Source organism: Stenotrophomonas sp. YJH_SMC_14-1 (assembly GCF_059372275.1).
This window is the reverse complement of record NZ_JCAFVK010000004.1, coordinates 108,291-126,308: the sequence shown is the minus strand read 5'-3', so window position 1 is coordinate 126,308 and position 18,018 is coordinate 108,291. Positions and strand designations below refer to the sequence as shown.

Below are 18,018 nucleotides of genomic sequence, written 5' to 3'. Positions count from 1 at the left end.
GGAATGAGTCCGGGTGTCTTTGAAAGGGCTGGATGCAGTCGATTTCTTCGGACTTGCTACAACATGTTCTTCTGGCACTCAGGCTGGTTGCCTGCCTCGGTAGGGTCGTACATTTCGCCGACTTCACAGACCTGTACTCCGCAGATGGGCATAGTGCCCCTTGGGTAGTGTGAGCGCGTCCATCCAGCCACGGGGTTTCCCCGAACGCCAGGAGGTCACTGTGCCAAGTTGTGATGAAGGAATGAAGTTGACGCGTCGCCAGGTGATCGCCGGCGGCGTCACGACCGTGGCAATGTCCGCCGCACCGGGGGCGTCATCGCTCGCCGCCGAACTGGCGACGCCCCCGCCGCCCAGGCCGCCGGTCATCAGCACGGTGGCGTTGACCGTCAACGGCAAGCGGCGGGAGCTTGAGCTCGACACGCGGACCACGCTGCTCGATGCCCTGCGCGAACATCTGAAGCTGACTGGAACGAAAAAGGGCTGCGACCACGGTCAATGCGGCGCCTGTACCGTGCTGGTCAACGGAGAGCGCATCAATGCCTGCCTCAGCCTGGCGGTGCAGCACCAGGGCGATGCCATCACCACCATCGAAGGCCTCGGCACCCCCGATGATCTGCATCCGATGCAGGCCGCCTTCATCAAGCATGACGGCTACCAGTGCGGGTATTGCACGCCGGGGCAGATCTGCTCGGCGGTGGCGGTACTGGACGAGATCAAGCGGGGTGTCCCCAGCCATGTACAGGCGGACGTCAGCGCACGGCCCCGGGCCACCAACATGGAAATGCGCGAACGCATGAGCGGCAACCTCTGCCGTTGCGGGGCCTATTCCAACATTGCCGAGGCGATGGAAGAGGTCGCTGGCGTTACCTCTGCAGGGAGGCGCTCATGAGGGCCTTCAGTTACGAACGCGCGAAATCCCCGGCCGAGGCCGCCAAGGCTGTCGCCGGTACCGAGGGCGCGAAGTTTCTGGCCGGAGGGACCAACCTGCTCGACCTGATGAAGCTGGAGGTCGAGACGCCAGCGCACCTGGTCGATGTGCAGGACATCGGCCTGGACAGGATCGAACCCACCGACGAGGGCGGCCTGCGCATCGGCACGCTGGTCACCAATACCGCGCTGGCCTCGCATGAGCGCGTGCGCCGCGACTACGCGGTGCTGACCCGCGCGATCGTGGCAGGCGCCTCCGGGCAGCTGCGCAACAAAGCCACCACCGGCGGCAACCTGCTGCAGCGCACGCGCTGTCCGTATTTCTACGACCCCAATCTGCCCTGCAACAAGCGCCTGCCCGGATCCGGCTGCGGCGCACTCGAAGGGTTCTCCCGGCAGATGGGCGTGATCGGCACCTCGGACAGCTGCATCGCGACCTATCCGGGCGACATGGCGGTGGCCCTGCGGGTGCTGGACGCCTCGATCCAGACCGTCAGGGGCGACGGCAGTACGCGCAGCATCCCGATTGCCGATTTCCATCGTTCCCCCGGCGACAGGCCGCAGCAGGACAACGTGCTGCAGCGCGGTGAGCTGATCACCCACGTCACGCTGCCGAAGCCCCTGGGCGGTCGGCACGTGTACCACAAGGTACGTGACCGCGCGTCCTATGCGTTCGCACTGGTGTCGGTCGCCGCGGTCGTGCAGCTTGACGGCTCGGCGCGGTTTTCCTTCGGTGGGGTCGCGCCGAAGCCGTGGCGCGTCGAGGCAGCCGAACCGCTGCTGCGCGACGGCGTAAAGGCCGCGGCCCGGCAGGTGTTCGCCGGTGCCCGTCCGACGCGGGAGAATGCGTTCAAGATCGCGCTCGCCGAGCGCACCCTCGCAGCCGTGCTGGCGGAAGGAGAGCGCTGATGCCCCTTGAATTCAACGCCCCCGCCGGCGACAACCTGTTCGACAAGGCCAAGGTCGTCGGCAAGTCGACGCCGCGCATCGACGGTCCACGCAAGACCACCGGCACCGCCCCCTATGCCTACGAGCGCCATGACGTGGCGCCGAACCAGGCCTACGGCTACATCGTCGGTGCGGGCATCGGCAAGGGGCGAATCATTTCGATGGATGCCTCCCGCGCACGTGCCGCGCCCGGCGTACTGGCGGTCATCACCGCACCGGAAACCAAGCCGGTCGGCACATCGAACTGGAACAATGCGCCGCTGTTCGGCGGAGCCGAAGTGGCCCACTACCACCAGGCCATTGCCTGCGTGGTGGCAGAGACCTTCGAGCAGGCCCGCGCCGCCGCAGCGCTGATCCGCACCCGCTACGAACGCAGCAAGGGCCGCTTCGATTTCACGGCCCTGGCACCGTCCGCGCCGCTGGCAAAGGGGCGTGACGGCAAGCCCGACCGGCAGGCGTTGGGCGATTTCGACACCGCCTACGCGAGCGCCGCGGTCAAGCTCGACGAGACTTACCACACCTCCGACGAGAGTCATTCGATGATGGAGCCGCACGCCACCATCGCCGCCTGGGAGGGTGACACGCTCACGCTGTGGACGGCGAACCAGATGATCGACTGGGCCAGGCAGGGCATGGCGGCGATCCTCGGCATCGATCCTGGCAAGGTGCGCGTGGACTCGCCCTATATCGGCGGCGGCTTCGGCGGCAAGCTGTTCATCCGTGCCGACGCAGTGCTGGCCGCGTTGGCGGCCAAGCAGATCGGGCGGCCGGTGAAGATCGCGCTGCAACGCCCGTTGATGCCCAACAACACCACCCACCGGCACGCCACCCTCCAGCGCGTGCGGATCGGCTGCGGAAAGGATGGCCGGATCTCCGCCATCGCCCATGAGAACTGGTCGGGCAACATCAATGGCGAGGACGGCGAAAACGGCACCCTGCAGACGCCCAAGCTCTATGCGGGCGCCAACCGCCTGGTGGCCAACTACATCGCCACGCTCGACATGCCCGAAGGCAATGCGATGCGCGCACCGGGCGAAGCACCGGGCCACATGGCGCTGGAAGTGGCGATGGACGAAATGGCCGAGAAGCTGGGTCTCGACCCGATCGCGTTCCGCATCCTCAACGAGCCCGAGGTGGTACCCGGCGATCCGTCCAAGAAGTTCTCCGACCGCAACCTGGTGCGCTGCCTGCGCGAAGGCGCGGAGCGCTTCAACTGGAACAGGCGCAACCCCAGGCCGGCGCAGGTCAGGGAAGGGGACTGGCTGGTCGGCATGGGCGTGTCTGCGGGCTATCGCGGCGCACCGACGATGAAGTCGGCGGCGCGGGTCCGGCTTGACGGCCAGGGCGGGGTGATTGTGGAGACCGACATGACCGACATCGGCACCGGCTCCTACACGATCATCGCGCAGACGGCAGCCGAGACCATGGGCGTGCCGCTGGAGCGGGTCCAGGTGACCCTCGGCGACTCCCGCCATCCCGCCTCCGCCGGTTCCGGCGGCCAGTGGGGCGCGGCAAGCTCCACCGCAGGCGTGTACGCGGCGTGCGTCAGCCTGCGCCGCAAGGTGGGCGAGAAACTGGGCTTCGACGGCGACACCGCAGACTTCGCCAATGGCCGCATCCAGGCGGGTGGGCGGACGATCAAGCTGGCGGAGGCGGGCACACTGTCGGCGGAGGACGGCATTGCCTTCGGCGACTTCAAACAAGGCTACGACGTCGGCACCTACGCAGGGCATTTCTGCGAGGTCGCCGTGCATGCTTACACTGGAGAGACGCGCATACGCCGCATGCTTGCCGTATGCGATGGCGGCCGGATCCTTAATCCGCTCTCCGCACGCAGCCAGGTCATCGGCGGGATGGTGATGGGTGCGGGCGCGACCCTCATGGAGGAGCTGGTGGTCGACAAACGGCTTGGCTTGTTCATCAACCACGACCTGGCCGGCTACGAGGTTCCCGTGCATGCCGACATCCCGTACCAGGAAGTGGTCTTCCTCGACACGCTGGATCCGGTGATCTCGCCGATGAAGGCCAAGGGTGTGGGTGAACTGGGCATCTGCGGGGTTGGCGCCGCGATCGCCAATGCGATCTACAACGCAACCGGCGTGCGCGTGCGCAGCTATCCCATTACCCTGGACAAGCTGCTGCCCGGCTTGCCCGACGTGGGCTGACCCTTGCGCATGGACCGTCCCGCAGCCTCGACCACTCTGGAGGCCTCCGTCGCGGGCGGAGGGGAGCCCGGCGATCTTGCCGAGGACCTGTCCGCACCGCCGGGCTTCCTCACCGAAGGCAGCCCGCGCGGCGTCCTCGAGACGGCCTTGACGCGCGTGCGCGCAGGTGAGCACGCCGTGCTCGCGCTGGTGCTGGAAACCGATGGCTCCACTTACGCCGGTGCCGGCGACATGGTGCTGTTCTGCAACGGCAGCCAGGTCGGCTGGCTGAGCGGCGGATGCCTGGAGCCCGAGCTCGCGCGACGCGCGGAGCAGGTGAGCGCGGCAGGGCGGGTCGACTGGATCGAGATCGACACCCGCAGTGACGACGACCTGTTGAGTGGGTCCGCGCTCGGCTGCCGCGGCCGGCTGCGGATTGCGCTCCTGCCATTGCGAGCCATGGCCGGCATCGACGCCGTGATCGAGGCTTGGTTGCGCGAGGGTGTGTCACTCCAGCGCGACCTTCGTACGTCGGGGCAGGTCGTTTTCCGTGCCGGCCATCGCGGGCAGGCGTGGCAGCTGCATCCGATGGATGGTACGCAGCCCTTTGGCGAGGGTGCGTGGCGTTTGCCGTTGCCCCGGCTTCCGCGGGCCCTGGTGTTGGGGGGCGGCCCCGAAACGCCCTTCCTGGTTCCGTTGCTGCGGGGCCTGGGGTGGCGGGTCAGCGTGGCCGAACGACGAGCGCGCTGGGCCTCGGCCGGGCAGTGCGCGGATGCGCATCTTCAGACCAGCCCGGCCGAGGCCCTTCATGGCGACTCGTGCGAGGCGGCACTGGTGATGCATCACGATTTCGAACTGGACCGGGAGGCGCTGGTGGCCCTCGCCGATACCAACATCGCGTTCATTGGACTGCTGGGTCCGCGGCGAAGGCGCGAGGACCTGTTCAAGCTGCTGACATCGGATCAGCGCCACCGCCTGTCCCCGAGACTTCGATCACCGGTCGGCCTGGACATCGGCGGCCGAGGGCCAGAGGCGATTTCGCTCAGCATCGCCGCGCAGCTGCAGCAATGGCGAAGCGCGCACGGCAGGTGACTGACGCGCATGCGGTCGTCGTGCTGGCTGCCGGCGGGAGCACCCGACTTGGCCAGCCCAAGCAGCTTCTGACCCGGCAGGGCGAGACCCTGGTACATCGCGTGGTGCGGTTGGCGCGGGAGCTCGTGCCAGCGCAGGTGCTGGTCGTGGTGGGCGCGAACGCACAGGCCGTGACATCCAGCATTGCCGGGCTGGATGCCACCCCGGTAACCAACCACCACTGGGAACGCGGCCTGGCGAGCAGTCTGCAGGTTGCCGGCGCACACCTGCTGCCCACCGTGACCGCGGTGATGGTCGTGGCATGCGACCAGCCCGCAATCGAGCGCTCCCATCTGCAGGCGCTGCTTTCGGGTGCCCGCGCCTCGGCGTCAGGGTGCGCGGGTACCCGTCATGGAGACGCGCTTGGCATTCCTGCAGTAGTGCCGCGTGCATGGTTCAATCAGGTGGGTGCAAGCGGCGACCGCGGCTTCGGAGCGCGCTTGAGGCAACTTCCTGTCGATACGGTGCATGTCCTACAGGCACCGGAACTGGGCCTGGATATCGATACGCCAGAAGATCTTGCGCGTGCGCGCGATGCGGGCTGGATCGATGCCGGGAGGTGACTCGCATGATCACTGGGCCAATCCCTGTCGCGCAGGTGACGAGCGGCAGGGCCGGAGCCCGAACCCTCGCTGCCCGCAGCCCTGTAGAGTCGAGCCATGCTCGACTACGGCACGCCACATCGCGCCCCATCAGGCACATCACTGGCAAGAATCTTCAGCACCCGATCCAACAGAACAGGTTCCGGCACGCCAGCCAGTACCTGCTCCAGGTAATCCAACGGCTCCAACTGCCATTGGAGGAGCGCCCGCAACTGCACAACGGCGGGCGCCCGCCGCTTCGCGTCCAGTGAGGCCCACAACAGCAGATGTTGCGAGCGCCTCTCCATCCACAGCACGGGTATTCCTCGGCAATGAACCTGGAACGCGGCATCTCGATGCCGCTCAACGAACTGGAAGCCCTGTCGTGGCCGAGCCTCCACGAACTGCATGGCTTGGCGGCGCAACTGCAGAAAGCGATCGCCGGGGATGCTGTGGAAGCCGATAGGCGAGGGCTTGGGCGGTGCCAGCCACTGCGTCTGTACCGCAACCACCACCACAAGACAGAGCGCGGTGGCCGCCCAGCGCCACCAGGCCACTCAGCCCTCCGGATGCAGTCGGGTACTGGCGTGTGCGGTAAGGCCGATTCCGGCCATGATCAGCCCCTCCATCACGCGCGGGCCAACGTACTGCTCCAGCTCGCCATTTTCGCGGGCGCGCTGCGCGGCCAGCAGAATCTCCAGCACCACGCGAAGGCCGGCCAAGGAGCAGTCGGTGTCCGCCAAGGCGATGCGTCGACCGGGCATCTGATGGCGTTCAGGCCACGGCTGGCCATCGGAGGCGACGCCTGAGCCGATGCTGTGCAGCAGGGCGATGAGGGTGTTCGGGTCCAGCGCCGGGCCATTCGCAGGCGCGTCGTGGATCGGGTGCGGGGCAGGGGAGTGGGGCTGGGTCATGGCGGGGCTCCTTGCGTGCATGCAGAAGCCGCCACCGATAAAGGTGGCGGACGATGCGTGGTTCGAAACCCGGTCTACGCTGAACCGGCAGGCGCAAGGCCTCCACGCACCGCCCGCCATAGCCGGCCGACGGATTGCCAGCCGGCACCACCTGATGGGTGATGCCGGCTGGCAAGCGTTTACTTCAGCGTAGAACCGGGGTTTCGAATCCCGGCCACCTGTTCAAGGTGGCACGGCAAGGAATACGCCCGGTTGTGCGCGATGCCAATGCAGTAAGGCCGATGCCGACACCACTTTCAACATTTTCAGAATCGTTGCATACGGCGCAATGAGGCTGGAGCGTTGCGCTGCAATGCTATCGGCGATGTCGGTGGTGCAAGCCTAGCGAGTGTCGGCATCCGCCCGGCGAGGCTGTGAGCAAGGCGAATGCGACAGGCCTGTCCAGCAATGCGCTGCCGATTGCGTGTGACGCGTCACGTTAATGCGTGAAATCTGCGAAGCAAGGCGCTGCATGTCACCATGTGGCGGGGCGGATCATCAGCACAATGCCCCTTGGCACCTCATGGACACATCCGCCCAAGAAGGTTTTCATGTCTGGCATGACTGACGGACAGCAACTACGCAACGCGCAATGGGGCAAGGTGTCGCGCCTGTTCAAGCCTGCGATGATCATTAGCGCGGCGCTGGCGGCAAGCGCAGAAACGCTCTATCGCACAGGGGTATACCCGCGAGCCATCTTCGAGGCGGGCAGCGCTGATGCTCGAACCTGGTTGTATGTGGCATTGATGTACCTGATCGCCTTTCCAGTACTGTTTCTTTGGATGAGGCGACTGCTCGCAGGCTACCCCATGCCATGGAACCCGCCACTCAAGCGCTGGTTGCTGGGCGCGTTCTCCCTGATCCTCTGCAGCGGAATGATCATGCTGCCGGTCATCGTGCTGACTGTTGGGGGCAGCGCTGCAGGTCGCGGCAAAGGGCTGTATCAGCTGTTCACCGGCAGCCTCTTCGGCACATTCCTTGTGGGAACGGTGCTCGCCTACGGAGCGGCCCTGGGTGCATGGCTGCTGTTTATCGGAACCCCCAAGCTGCTCTTCCCCAAGCCGGGCCCTCGCTAGTTCCGTGGCGATAGTTCCCTTGAAGCCCCGGTGTTCGAGCCTGCCATCTGCTGCCGGGTCGTCAGTAACCTCGCAACGCAGCCTTGGTTCGCTCCAGCCAAGCGGCATTGTGGCTGCGCGCGTGGCGCGACCAGTGCTGCGCATCATCGATGATGCTGGCGAACAGGCTGCGGGCTTGCTCGCGATCGTCCGGTTGCGGCTGCGCCATCAGCCATTCGGCGTAGAGGCAGCGAGCGGCCGCATCGTTCCCGCATTCCACGGCGCGCTCGAACGCGGCGCGGGCGCCGGGGGCTTGGGCGGTTGCCAATGCCTGCGCGTACAGCAGGGTCTGTTCCGGCTTGCGGCGCACATCGGGATGGAGGTCGATCTAGTTGGTTTGCTGTGTGCCAGCAACAATAAGGTGCCTATCAAAGATGGATAGGACCGACCACCTGTAGGCCCAGCCTCTTCCTCTGGCAGATGAAGAAGCGGCTGCGGCGGCTGGTCTTCCCATCGGCCAGCTTGGCTCTGAGATCTTGGTCGGCGGCTGGTCGCCCCAACATAGCCGAATGATGGCCACCGCTTATGCCAAGAGCGGCAACGACCGACCAGCGATAGTCCAGCCACTTGACGGCGGATTGGCGTCCCCTGGAGAGCCCTTGGTTGGCAGACCGGATAGCTTTGATCCTGCCGATGTACTGGCATCTGGCAAGATTCAAGCGGCCTGGCTCAATGGGCAAGTAGGACGCAAGGTGGCCGGCGGCCGACTTTTGGCGACTGTTCTGCGCGAGAACCAGGCGGTGATTCAGGATCTAGGTCAAATCTAGATCTTCGGGCGTCAGCCCCGCCAGCGCCAAGATCCTGTCTCTTTTCATCTGCTTCCCCCAGAAGTTCCAGGCTCTGTCGGTAGACAATGTCTCTGTCACCTTACAGGCTGGGCAAGTCAGTTCGACGCCACCTTCTACATCGGCAAGTCCGCATCCCCGAAACATGCGTGACTCGTCCCCACATGCGCCGCACTTGGCCTGAAGCGTCTCGACGCGCTCGATCGTTCCGTTGAGGCGCAGCAAAGGACGGATCCTCAGGATCCGAAAAGCAGCTGGATAGGTCATGTGTCGTGCCGGTCGGGGGCTAGACACGGAGGCGAAGGATTCGCGCCCAAGAGGAGCCAAGTGCGGCCAGCGTACAGCATAAATTGTTAAGAATCCTCAAATTGACTTCACCCGTTGGTGCCGGTGCGAATGTCCTGGCGGGGACTCGACTCAGCAAGGCTTAACGCAATGGTTTGGCCGACAGCTGAACTCCATTCGGCCCTGGGCGGCAGGGAGAGTAAGCTCACCTTCAACCATTTGACCCGGGGCTCTTATGGATCTCATCAGACTGCTGCGATCGCTTGAGGAGTTCCTCTATGAACTCGTAGGGTGGCTGGTGTTCTACCCGCGGACCCTGTGGAGGGTGCTGGTGCAACCGGGCGAGGTAGCGCACTACACGCGCCGAGAGTTCTCCAAAGATCCGGAACAACGATTCGCCGATGCCATCAGCCCTGTGCTGATGTTGATTCTGTCAGTGGTGCTGGCGCACGCATTGGAAATGTCTACGCGCACCGCCCCCCTCGCGGTATCAGGACCCGTAGGCAAGCTGCTGTTTGGGAGTGAGCAGGGGCTGCTGCTCACCCGTTCGGCTGCCTTCTGCATCTTCGCCCTGGGGGCGGCGCTAAGCACGCTGTGGCGACAGCGCCTGCCCATCAACCGCGACACGCTGCGGGAGCCTTTTTCCATACAGGCGTTCATTGCGTGTCCATTTGTGATTCTGCTTGCAGTTTCGCAGGCAGCTGGCTTTGCAGGTGGAGAGATTGCGCATCGCTGGGGTGTGGGGATCGGAGCGCTGGCAGTTGCATGGTATTTGTGGGCGCGCACGCGCACCTTCGTAGCACTGAACGGCACCGGGCCACTCCAAGCATTTGGCTTTGTACTCGGCTCGTTTCTGCTGACACTGGCACTGGTCGTCGCACTGACGCTCGCCTTGGTTCTCTAGTCCAAAAGGTCTGTACTGAAACCGAGCCTGGGAACGAAATCCGATCAAATGGCTAACAATCGGCTAACAACGGCCTAATTCTGCCTTAATCGGCGCGCTTCAGGATGCTGTCCCATGGACATGATCCCAGCGCCGATTCCCATGGCCCCGCATCCGGGCAGATTTGCCGAAGCAACCCTCATCGGGCCTGATCATCCGCTGCGTGGACAGGTGCAGTCCTTCATCGCCGACACCTATCGTCAGCGCTTCGATGCCGAGGTCCGCGACTTCATGCCACAGTTGCTGGCCTACCGAGATACGCAGGGAGCACTGGTCGCGGCAGTCGGGCTTCGACACGCAGATAGTGGCCCGCTGTTTGTGGAGCACTATCTGGATGCGCCCGTCGAGGCCGTGCTGGCGCAGCACCTTCCCAGTGCGCCCCGGCGGGCACAGATCGCCGAGGTGGGCCACTTTGCGGCCACGACGGCGGGCATCGCACGCGAGCTGATCGTGCAGCTGGCCTGGGTCCTGCGCGCCGCCGATGTTGATTGGGTGATGTTCGTGGCGACCCAACAGTTGCGCAATGCGTTCGTCCGTCTGCATCTGGCCCCGATCGAACTTATGCCCGCGCGTGCCGAGTGCATGGGCGACAGCGCGGGCGACTGGGGCCGCTACTATGAATCGCAACCGCGCGTGATGTGCGGCGATATCCGCGAAGGCATCGCCTTTCTTGGCGGAAAGGCCTGCTCGATAGGCCCAATGGATGCAGCCAGTTCCGTGGGGGTGGCCGGATGAGTGTTGATGCACAGCACGTCCTGCGCCTGCTGCAGCAGCATAGCCAGCCAGTACTGACCGCTCAGGAGACGCTGAGTGCGTCCGAGCTGCGCTCTCGCGTACTGGAACTGACACAGTGGCTGCAGCGGACAGGTATCACCTGCGTTGCCAGTCGCCTGGACAACGGCCCCGATTGGCTGGTGCTCGACCTGGCCCTTCGCATTGCCGAAGTGGTGCACGTACCGTTGCCCACCTTCTTCTCGGATGAACAAGTGCAGCACGCACTGCAGACCAGCGGTGCCCAGCTGCTGGTGCTGGCGGAGGGCGCGCCGCCGCCGTGCGGGATCACGGCCGCACCAATGGCGTTGCCGACACTGAGTGCGCGCGGCTTAGGCCTGGACGCTCCTGCTGGCAGTACGCTGCCGCTTGGCACGGCCTGCGTGACCTACACCTCGGGCAGCACAGGGCGCCCGCGCGGCGTATGCCTCTCTGCCGGAACGTTGATGGCCACCGCCGCGTCATTGGCAGGTGCCGCAGGTGACATCGCACCACGCCGACATCTGTGCCTGATGCCGCTGTCGACGCTCCTGGAGAACGTCGCGGGATTGTATGCGGCGTTGTTGTCGGGCGCCGAGATCGCGCTGCCGTCCCTGCAGGAGATCGGTTACACCGGCGCAGCAGGGCTGGATATGCCGGTGCTGCTGAGTTGCCTCAATCGTTACCGCCCCGAGAGCATCATCCTCGTGCCCCAACTGCTTCTGGCCCTGGTCATGGCGGCAGAGCAGGGCGCTGAACTGCCAGCATCACTGCGATACCTGGCCGTTGGGGGAGGCCGGGTTTCTCCCGGTCTTCTGTCGCGGGCACGGCACCTGGGGTTGCCGGTGTTCGAAGGCTACGGCCTGACCGAGTGTGGGTCGGTGGTGTGCCTGAATCGTCCTGGTGCCCAGCGCGATGGCACGGTGGGGCGGCCCCTTCCACACGTGAGGGTGCAGATCGTGGACGGAGAAATCGTGGTGTCCGGTGCGCGTGCACTGGGTTATATGGGCGACGAGTCGCTGCCGGAGGGGCCGATCCAGACCGGTGATCTGGGACACATCGATGCCGACGGCTTCGTGCATGTGACCGGGCGGCGCAAGAACGTCTTCATCACTGCATTTGGCCGCAACGTGTCGCCCGAATGGGTGGAGAGCGAACTGCTTTCGCACCCGGCCATCGCGCAGGCCCTGGTCTGGGGGGAAGGGCAGGCCGACAACCTGGCATTGCTGGTTCCGCGCATCGCGCAGCAGGGCTCCGGCGCGCTCGATGCGGCGCTGTCCACCATCAACGCCGGCCTGCCCGACTACGCGCGCATCGCGCGCTACGTCACCGTCGCGCCATTCAGTGCGAACGCCGGCCTGTTGACCGCCAATGGTCGCATTCGTCGCGAGGCCATCCTCGCCCACTACCAGGCAGAGATCGACGCCGCCTACCGGCGCCCTGCGTTCAGCACCATCGGAGACCCTGCATGAGCTTCCACGATCACCTTCTTGCCCAGACCGCCAGCGAGCGCCAGTCGCTGCTGGAGATTCCCATCATCGGCGATGCACTGGCGGGCCGCATCGACCGCGACGACTATCTGGCGTTCCTGCAGCAGGCGTACCACCACGTGCGCCACACGGTACCGCTGCTGATGGCCTGTGGCTCGCGCCTGCCTGCGCGCCTGGAATGGCTGCGGACCGCGATCGGTGAGTACATCGAAGAAGAGATGGGCCACCAGGAATGGGTACTGGACGATATTGCAGCTGCCGGTGGTGATCGGTCTACTGCTGCGGCATCCGAACCCGCACTAGCCACCGAACTCATGGTCAGCTACGCCTACGACACCATCCAGCGAAGCAACCCGGTGGGCTTCTTTGGAATGGTGCTGGTGCTGGAGGGCACCAGTGTGGCGCTGGCGACGCAGGCTGCAAACACCCTGCAGGCCTCGTTGGATCTTCCGCGCAACGCCTTCAGCTATCTGCTTTCGCATGGCGATCTGGATATCGAGCATGTCAGCTTCTTCAAATCGCTGATGGACAGGCTGGATGATCCCGGCGACCAGCAGGCCGTTATCCACGCGGCACGCCGCTTCTACGTGCTGTACGGCGATATCTTCCGCACCCTGCGCAGTGGCGGCGCGCGTATGGCGGAGGCGGCCTGATGGACCTGCGTGGACGTACGGTCGTTCTGACCGGAGCCAGCGGCGGCATCGGAAGGTTGCTCTGCGGAGGCCTGGTGGGCGAGGGCGCGCAGGTCGTGGCGGTGGGGCGGGACCACGATCGGCTGCAGGCGCTGAGCGACGCGTTGCCGGAAGGGGCTGTCATCCCGGTGGTTGCCGATATCGGCGCGGGGGCGGGCCGTAGCGCGTTGCTGGCGAAAGTGGATGCGCTACCCAGGCCGCCTTCGGTGCTTGTCGTCGGCCATGCCAGCGCTGCCTTCGGATTGTTCGGCGCGCAGACCGAACAGGCATTGGAACAGCTGATGCAGGCCAACCTGTTCGGCTCCATGCTGCTGATCCATGCGCTGCTGCCCGTGTTGGAGCGGCAGCCGCAGGCCAGCGTGGCCGTTCTCGGCTCAACGTTCGGCAGCCTGGCCTTCCCGGGTTTTGCCGCATACAGCGCCAGCAAGTTCGGATTGCGCGGCCTGGTCGAAGGACTGGGCCGCGAGTATGCCGCCAGTACAGTCAAGTTCCAGTACCTGTCACCACGCGCCACCCGCACCGATTTCAACAGCGCCGCCGTGGACGCCATGAACGCGGAACTGGGCGTGTCCCACGATTCAGCCGAGAAGGTCGCATCGGCCTTGTTGCAAGCACTGCGCTCTGGCAATCCGCGCTTGCAGCTTGGCTGGCCAGAGCGGCTGTTCGCCCGGTTGAACGGCCTGCTGCCAGAGCTGGTGGACCGTAGCCTCCGCAAGCAGTTGCCCATCGTCAGGCGCCATGCCAGCAGTGGCACCACCGCAGCGAGTTCTTCCGCATCCCCTCCCAGCAAGGACACCTCCCATGAAGCGCACGCAGGGTAAGACCATGTTCTATCTCATTCTTATTGCCGCCGCCGTATTGGTCGGGGTCGCTGTGGCTGCTGAACCATCAGTGCCGGTGACGCAGATCCGTGACCGCTGGGCGCAGATCAACTACCAGACGCCCAAGCCGCAGCGCGAGGCGGCGTTCATGGCCCTATCCAAGCAGGCCGCACAAGCCCGGCAAGCGGCCCCCAGGGATGCCGGTGCGCTGATCTGGGAGGGCATCGTGCTGTCCAGCCTTGCGGGCGAGAAAGGTGGCATGGGCGCACTCAGCCTGGTCAAGCAGGCCCGCGCCGATTTCGAGGCCGCGCTGAAACTGGATCCCCGGGCCCTGGATGGCGCGGCGTATACCAGTCTGGGCGCGCTCTACTACCAGGTGCCGGGCTGGCCGCTGGGCTTCGGCGATGACGATCAGGCGCGGCAGATGCTGAAGAAGGGGCTGGATATCGACCCCAATGGTATCGATGCCAACTATTTCTACGGCGATTTCCTGCGCGATCAGAAGGAGTGGGGCCCAGCGCAGGCGGCGCTGCAGAAGGCACTGGCAGCACCGGCCCGGCCAGGACGGGATGTGGCCGACGCCGGCCGCCGGCATGAGATCGAGGCCAAGCTGCACGATGTGATGGGCCATCTTGCAAAGTGAAGTCCGCGACTGGACACTGCCCTCATGCGCATCCTCCTCGTCGAAGACGACCGCTCCCTGGGTGAAGGCATCCGGACCGCACTTCGACGGGGCGCCTTCGCCGTGGACTGGGTGGAAGACGGCACGGCCGCGCTCCTGGCTGCGCAGGATGGGGATTTTGATCTGGTGGTGCTCGATCTGGGGCTGCCACGGGTAGACGGCATCGAAGTGATCCGCCGCCTTCGCGCGGCGGCAAACCCGGTGCCGATTCTGGTCCTCAGTGCCCGTGAACGCCCGGCCGACCGCACGCTCGGGCTGGACGTTGGAGCAGATGACTACCTCGGGAAGCCCTTCGATACCGCCGAGCTGCTGGCGCGCGTCCGCGCGCTCGTCAGGCGCAGCAGCGGACGTTCGCATCCCACGCTGGACGCCGGTGACCTCCATCTTGATCCGGCGACGCTGGAGGCGCGATGGAAAGGACGTACGCTGGATCTGACCCGCCGCGAGTTCTCGCTGCTGAGATTGTTGATGGAGCAGAACGGGCGGCCAATGGCGCGAGAAACGATCCAGAAGCACCTCTACGGCTGGGATGAGGACGTCGCCAGCAACGCAGTGGATGTTCATGTGCATCAGCTGCGGCGCAAGGTCGACCCTGCGATCGTGCGTACCGTGCGGGGCATCGGGTATGCGCTGGGGCAGTCGCCGGAGACGGATGCATGAGGTCGATGCGACGCACGCTGCTGTTGACCCTGCTGAGCACCTTGGCGGTTCTGATGGCCGTGGCTGGATTCTTCAGCTATCGCGCCGGCCTACAGGAAGCGGGGGAAATGTTCGATGCCCGGCTGGTGCAGTCCACGCGGGTACTGATGGGCCTGGTAGATGAGCCGCTAAGTGATCTGACTGCGTTTCCGGGCGACCCCATTGTGCTGCGTGGTTGGCACGGGCACGCTGAAGGCGTGGGCGACGCGCTGGCGTTCAGCGATGGACATGCCTATGAGAGCAAGCTTGCCTTCCAGGTATGGGACGCGAAGCAGCGCCTGTTGCTCCGCTCGGACAGTGCTCCCACCCGGCCACTGGCTGCATTGGTGGCTGGCTACGCCAGTCCCGTAATCGACGGCGAACAATGGCGCACCTTTACGCTGCAGACCCGTGGGGGCCGATGGTTCCAGTCTGGCGAGCGGTCGGACATCCGCGAAGAGCTGGCCGAAGATATTGCAGGAGGCACCCTGCTGCCGTTGCTGCTGGCGCTGCCACTGATGGCGCTGGTGATCTGGTGGAGCGTCAATTACGTGACCCGCTCGCTGCAGAGCGTCTCGGACCAGATCGGCAGGCGTGATCCCGGGCGCATGTCGCCACTGGACGCGGCTGACGTGCCGCGCGAGGCGCGAGGACTGGTGCAGGCAGTTAACGGTCTGCTTGGGCGACTGAACGAGGCACTGGCGCGCGAGCGGCGTTTTGTAGCCGATGCCGCACACGAGTTGCGCACACCGATCAGTGCGCTGAAAGTGCATGCAGACAACGCACGCATGGCGCCGGATGATGCAGGAAGGGTACGCGCACAGGAGATGGTCAGCGACTCAGTGGCGCGGCTGGAGCGCCTTGCTTCGCAGCTGCTCACACTCAACCGCGCAGAATCCGTATCCCGAATGACTTCGGTGCGCCTGAGCCTGGATGGCCTGGTCGGCATGGAGGTGGATGCGCTGCGTCCTATCCTTTCCGTAAATCGACAGTACATCGAACTAAAGCTGGACAGCGCGGAGATCAGGGGTGATGAGGCCGCGCTGAGCGCGCTGGTTCGCAACCTGCTGGAGAACGCCGTGCGCTACACCCCCGTCGGCGGTCGCCTGAATGTCTGCGTGATGCAGGAGGAGGGCAGTGTGTTTCTCATCGTCGCCGACAGCGGTCCGGGCATCGCCGAGGAAGAGCGCGATCGCGTCTTTGACCGCTTCTACCGAACGCTGGGGAGCCGGGTGCAGGGCAGCGGGTTGGGGCTGTCCATTGTCAGGGAGGTGGCCGATGCCCACGGCGCGGGCGTGACGCTGGGCACCTCACAGAAACTGGGCGGGCTTGAGGTGAAGGTGAGCTGGCCAGCAGGCTCGGCATATCAAGGCGCCCCTGACAGCTGATTGCCAGGTGACCGCGCCTGGCAGGGCCCTCAGGTGTACTGCACCGCTGCCATACATGCTGCGGCATGCGCCAAAAAACCGACATTTGGGTGTCCTGCGTTGCTTTGATATTCTCAGGCATGCCACCTCGCTCCAGCACGTGAAGCTTTCCAACGGCTTAACTGCCATTGCCGGGCATGGGCGGATTCAGCGCAGTGGAAGGGTCGTCGGAGGAGGCACTGGTGATGACGGATCGCGCCGTAGACGCTGGGCGTGGCGCTCTGAAATTCAGAGGCGCTGCTCGCCGCGAGAAGGTGTCCGCCATACTGTCACTCGCGGGCATCTCCTGCATCTGCCTGGGCCTGGCCTGGACATCCTGTTACCTGTATTTCGGACGGGCCGAGCTATCCATTGTATTTGTCGGCTTGATAGCCGTAGGTATCCTCGCGCTTCTTCGAAGCAAGCGCAGTGACGGTGCGTCCATTCTGATCGTCGCCCACGGAGTGCTGGCAGCTGTGTGTGCGATTGCGGCCATTGATGCGCCCATCGCAGGCGTGCCACGTTCGGTTCACCTGTTCCTTCTGCCCTTGGCCGCAGGTGCTGCTTTCACATTCGAAGCGCGCGAACGCTATGGCTCCCTGGTGTTTCCGTTGCTTTGCCTGGCAATGTTTGCAGCGTTTGCGCTCGGGGCACTCGATCGAATTGCGCCAGGCATCTCACCGCCAGTAGAGGTTCGCCACTGGGGCGCGCGTTTCAACACGGCGATCTCCATGGTGCTTCTGGCGGCGATCTTCGGCATCTACCGACTGGATATCGGCAAGCGTCTGCGCTTGGAGCGTGAGCTCGGACGCGCAGTGCGCAACGGTGAGGTAGAGGTTCACTACCAGCCACAGGTGCATGTCGACGCCGACGTGATCGGGGTTGAAGCACTGGTCCGCTGGCAACATCCGTCGGCGGGCCTGTTATCGCCAGACTCGTTCATACCGCTGGCCGAAGAAAGCGCATTGATCAACGAGATAGGGCTGGAGGTACTTCGACAGGCCTGCGAACTGCTCGATGGATGGTCCGGGCATGCCCATACGCGTGGCATGCGGGTGGCCGTGAACATCAGCCCGGTTCAACTCTTGGATGAGGCATTCGTCCCCTCGGTAGCCAAGCTGGTCAATCAAAGCGGAATCAACCCAGCCTTGCTGGAACTGGAGCTCACCGAATCCGCACTATCCACCGATACGGCAGAGATGATCGACCGAATGCTTGATCTTGAGGCACTGGGCGTGACCTGGGCACTGGATGATTTCGGCACGGGCTATTCGTCCCTGTCCACACTGCGGACCCTGCCCATTCGCAAGCTGAAGATCGACAGGCAGTTCGTGCAGGAGGTCGCCACCCAGGAGAGTGCTCAACGCCTGCTGGGCAAGATTGTTGAGATCTCCCAGGTGATGGACATGAGTGCGCTGGCGGAAGGGGTCGAGACGGCGGAGCAACGCGACCTGTTGATCTCGCTGGGCTGCGAATCTTTCCAGGGCTACTTCTTCGCGCCACCGATGCCGCTGCCCATGCTGTCCGCCTGGCTGGAGGAACGCCGCGGTTTGTCCGTATCGCACTGCACCGGCGAGATTGAGGGGTCGCTGAGGTCGGGCGCTGTCACCTCGCGCGGGAGCGATACAAGCCGCCGCAGCCTGCGTTGACCTGCCGTTGACAGCAAAGGGACAGACTGCGCAAGAGC

17 protein-coding genes and 1 pseudogene are annotated in these 18,018 nt (G+C 64.8%); 15 read left to right on the top strand and 3 right to left on the bottom strand.

The genetic code is table 11. The features are described 5' to 3' along the window. Nucleotides 1–241 precede the first annotated feature (241 nt). From paoA to AC5P9P_RS12190, 5 genes are read left to right on the top strand one after another with little or no spacing between them, the layout of a single operon-like run. The gene (gene paoA / locus AC5P9P_RS12210; RefSeq protein ID WP_014647154.1) at nucleotides 242–889 is read left to right on the top strand and encodes an aldehyde dehydrogenase iron-sulfur subunit PaoA; all 648 of its coding nucleotides are present in this window, start codon (nucleotides 242–244) and stop codon (nucleotides 887–889) included. After that, nucleotides 886–1,836 (top strand): FAD binding domain-containing protein, encoded by a 951-nt coding sequence (locus AC5P9P_RS12205; protein WP_414497623.1) that lies wholly within the window; start codon nucleotides 886–888, stop codon nucleotides 1,834–1,836. Before paoA ends, AC5P9P_RS12205 begins: the two co-directional genes overlap by 4 nt. Further along, the gene (paoC, locus tag AC5P9P_RS12200) at nucleotides 1,836–4,040 is read left to right on the top strand and encodes an aldehyde oxidoreductase molybdenum-binding subunit PaoC (RefSeq protein WP_495232848.1); all 2,205 of its coding nucleotides are present in this window, start codon (nucleotides 1,836–1,838) and stop codon (nucleotides 4,038–4,040) included. The genes AC5P9P_RS12205 and paoC overlap by 1 nt, the downstream gene beginning before the upstream one ends. 9 nt (nucleotides 4,041–4,049) lie before the next feature. Beyond that, nucleotides 4,050–5,111, top strand: a complete 1,062-nt coding sequence (locus AC5P9P_RS12195; protein WP_495232815.1) for an XdhC family protein — start codon at nucleotides 4,050–4,052, stop codon at nucleotides 5,109–5,111. Further along, nucleotides 5,087–5,713 carry a nucleotidyltransferase family protein gene (locus AC5P9P_RS12190; protein ID WP_495232814.1) on the top strand — a complete coding sequence of 209 codons (627 nt, stop codon included), beginning with the start codon at nucleotides 5,087–5,089 and terminating at the stop codon, nucleotides 5,711–5,713. The genes AC5P9P_RS12195 and AC5P9P_RS12190 overlap by 25 nt, the downstream gene beginning before the upstream one ends. Before the next feature lie 104 nt (nucleotides 5,714–5,817). Here the strand turns inward: AC5P9P_RS12190 and AC5P9P_RS12185 are convergent, their stop codons facing one another. Continuing rightward, nucleotides 5,818–6,288 (bottom strand): hypothetical protein, encoded by a 471-nt coding sequence (locus tag AC5P9P_RS12185; protein ID WP_495232813.1) that lies wholly within the window; start codon nucleotides 6,286–6,288, stop codon nucleotides 5,818–5,820. Then, nucleotides 6,289–6,645: a hypothetical protein gene (locus tag AC5P9P_RS12180; protein ID WP_072167034.1), complete on the bottom strand. Its 357-nt coding sequence runs from the start codon at nucleotides 6,643–6,645 to the stop codon at nucleotides 6,289–6,291. It abuts the gene before it with no gap. Between the two features lie 590 nt (nucleotides 6,646–7,235). Here AC5P9P_RS12180 and AC5P9P_RS12175 point away from each other — a divergent pair. Continuing rightward, nucleotides 7,236–7,760, top strand: a complete 525-nt coding sequence (locus AC5P9P_RS12175; protein ID WP_495232812.1) for a transporter — start codon at nucleotides 7,236–7,238, stop codon at nucleotides 7,758–7,760. Between the two features lie 61 nt (nucleotides 7,761–7,821). Here the strand turns inward: AC5P9P_RS12175 and AC5P9P_RS12170 are convergent. Then, nucleotides 7,822–8,118 (bottom strand): annotated as a pseudogene (locus AC5P9P_RS12170) (hypothetical protein); the annotation flags it as partial. A 986-nt stretch (nucleotides 8,119–9,104) separates the two neighbouring features. On the opposite strand from AC5P9P_RS12170, the gene AC5P9P_RS12165 reads away from it, so the two are divergent. The 9 genes from AC5P9P_RS12165 (at nucleotide 9,105) to AC5P9P_RS12125 (ending at nucleotide 17,980) form a co-directional block, all read left to right on the top strand. Then, nucleotides 9,105–9,773 carry a hypothetical protein gene (locus AC5P9P_RS12165; protein WP_111108962.1) on the top strand — a complete coding sequence of 223 codons (669 nt, stop codon included), beginning with the start codon at nucleotides 9,105–9,107 and terminating at the stop codon, nucleotides 9,771–9,773. A 114-nt stretch (nucleotides 9,774–9,887) separates the two neighbouring features. After that, the gene (locus tag AC5P9P_RS12160) at nucleotides 9,888–10,547 is read left to right on the top strand and encodes a thermostable hemolysin (protein WP_495232811.1); all 660 of its coding nucleotides are present in this window, start codon (nucleotides 9,888–9,890) and stop codon (nucleotides 10,545–10,547) included. Further along, nucleotides 10,544–12,034: an AMP-binding protein gene (locus AC5P9P_RS12155; RefSeq protein WP_495232810.1), complete on the top strand. Its 1,491-nt coding sequence runs from the start codon at nucleotides 10,544–10,546 to the stop codon at nucleotides 12,032–12,034. The genes AC5P9P_RS12160 and AC5P9P_RS12155 overlap by 4 nt, the downstream gene beginning before the upstream one ends. Continuing rightward, a complete protein-coding gene (locus tag AC5P9P_RS12150; protein ID WP_111188313.1) occupies nucleotides 12,031–12,705 on the top strand; it encodes an iron-containing redox enzyme family protein in 675 nt (224 codons plus the stop codon). The genes AC5P9P_RS12155 and AC5P9P_RS12150 overlap by 4 nt, the downstream gene beginning before the upstream one ends. Next, the gene (locus tag AC5P9P_RS12145) at nucleotides 12,705–13,565 is read left to right on the top strand and encodes an SDR family oxidoreductase (protein ID WP_495232809.1); all 861 of its coding nucleotides are present in this window, start codon (nucleotides 12,705–12,707) and stop codon (nucleotides 13,563–13,565) included. The genes AC5P9P_RS12150 and AC5P9P_RS12145 overlap by 1 nt, the downstream gene beginning before the upstream one ends. Next, complete coding sequence (locus tag AC5P9P_RS12140; protein ID WP_309250522.1) at nucleotides 13,546–14,208, top strand: tetratricopeptide repeat protein; 663 nt, start codon at nucleotides 13,546–13,548, stop codon at nucleotides 14,206–14,208. Before AC5P9P_RS12145 ends, AC5P9P_RS12140 begins: the two co-directional genes overlap by 20 nt. A 24-nt stretch (nucleotides 14,209–14,232) precedes the next feature. Continuing rightward, on the top strand, nucleotides 14,233–14,907 hold the full coding sequence (locus AC5P9P_RS12135) for a response regulator transcription factor (protein ID WP_111150525.1): 675 nt from the start codon (nucleotides 14,233–14,235) through the stop codon (nucleotides 14,905–14,907). 17 nt (nucleotides 14,908–14,924) lie between these two features. Further along, nucleotides 14,925–16,313, top strand: coding sequence for an ATP-binding protein (locus AC5P9P_RS12130; protein WP_495232847.1), 1,389 nt, complete (start codon nucleotides 14,925–14,927; stop codon nucleotides 16,311–16,313). Between the two features lie 224 nt (nucleotides 16,314–16,537). Further along, a complete protein-coding gene (locus AC5P9P_RS12125; RefSeq protein WP_495232808.1) occupies nucleotides 16,538–17,980 on the top strand; it encodes a putative bifunctional diguanylate cyclase/phosphodiesterase in 1,443 nt (480 codons plus the stop codon). Nucleotides 17,981–18,018 lie beyond the last annotated feature (38 nt).

Excerpts from the sequence above, each read along its gene's own strand:
- paoA (WP_014647154.1), top strand. The coding sequence starts at position 242 with ATGAAGTTGACGCGTCGCCAGGTGATCGCCGGCGGCGTCACGACCGTG.
- AC5P9P_RS12205 (WP_414497623.1), top strand. The coding sequence starts at position 886 with ATGAGGGCCTTCAGTTACGAACGCGCGAAATCCCCGGCCGAGGCCGCC.
- paoC (WP_495232848.1), top strand. The coding sequence starts at position 1,836 with ATGCCCCTTGAATTCAACGCCCCCGCCGGCGACAACCTGTTCGACAAG.
- AC5P9P_RS12195 (WP_495232815.1), top strand. The coding sequence starts at position 4,050 with ATGGACCGTCCCGCAGCCTCGACCACTCTGGAGGCCTCCGTCGCGGGC.
- AC5P9P_RS12190 (WP_495232814.1), top strand. The coding sequence starts at position 5,087 with ATGGCGAAGCGCGCACGGCAGGTGACTGACGCGCATGCGGTCGTCGTG.
- AC5P9P_RS12180 (WP_072167034.1), bottom strand. The coding sequence starts at position 6,645 with ATGACCCAGCCCCACTCCCCTGCCCCGCACCCGATCCACGACGCGCCT.
- AC5P9P_RS12175 (WP_495232812.1), top strand. The coding sequence starts at position 7,236 with ATGTCTGGCATGACTGACGGACAGCAACTACGCAACGCGCAATGGGGC.
- AC5P9P_RS12165 (WP_111108962.1), top strand. The coding sequence starts at position 9,105 with ATGGATCTCATCAGACTGCTGCGATCGCTTGAGGAGTTCCTCTATGAA.
- AC5P9P_RS12160 (WP_495232811.1), top strand. The coding sequence starts at position 9,888 with ATGGACATGATCCCAGCGCCGATTCCCATGGCCCCGCATCCGGGCAGA.
- AC5P9P_RS12155 (WP_495232810.1), top strand. The coding sequence starts at position 10,544 with ATGAGTGTTGATGCACAGCACGTCCTGCGCCTGCTGCAGCAGCATAGC.
- AC5P9P_RS12150 (WP_111188313.1), top strand. The coding sequence starts at position 12,031 with ATGAGCTTCCACGATCACCTTCTTGCCCAGACCGCCAGCGAGCGCCAG.
- AC5P9P_RS12145 (WP_495232809.1), top strand. The coding sequence starts at position 12,705 with ATGGACCTGCGTGGACGTACGGTCGTTCTGACCGGAGCCAGCGGCGGC.
- AC5P9P_RS12140 (WP_309250522.1), top strand. The coding sequence starts at position 13,546 with ATGAAGCGCACGCAGGGTAAGACCATGTTCTATCTCATTCTTATTGCC.
- AC5P9P_RS12135 (WP_111150525.1), top strand. The coding sequence starts at position 14,233 with ATGCGCATCCTCCTCGTCGAAGACGACCGCTCCCTGGGTGAAGGCATC.
- AC5P9P_RS12125 (WP_495232808.1), top strand. The coding sequence starts at position 16,538 with ATGACGGATCGCGCCGTAGACGCTGGGCGTGGCGCTCTGAAATTCAGA.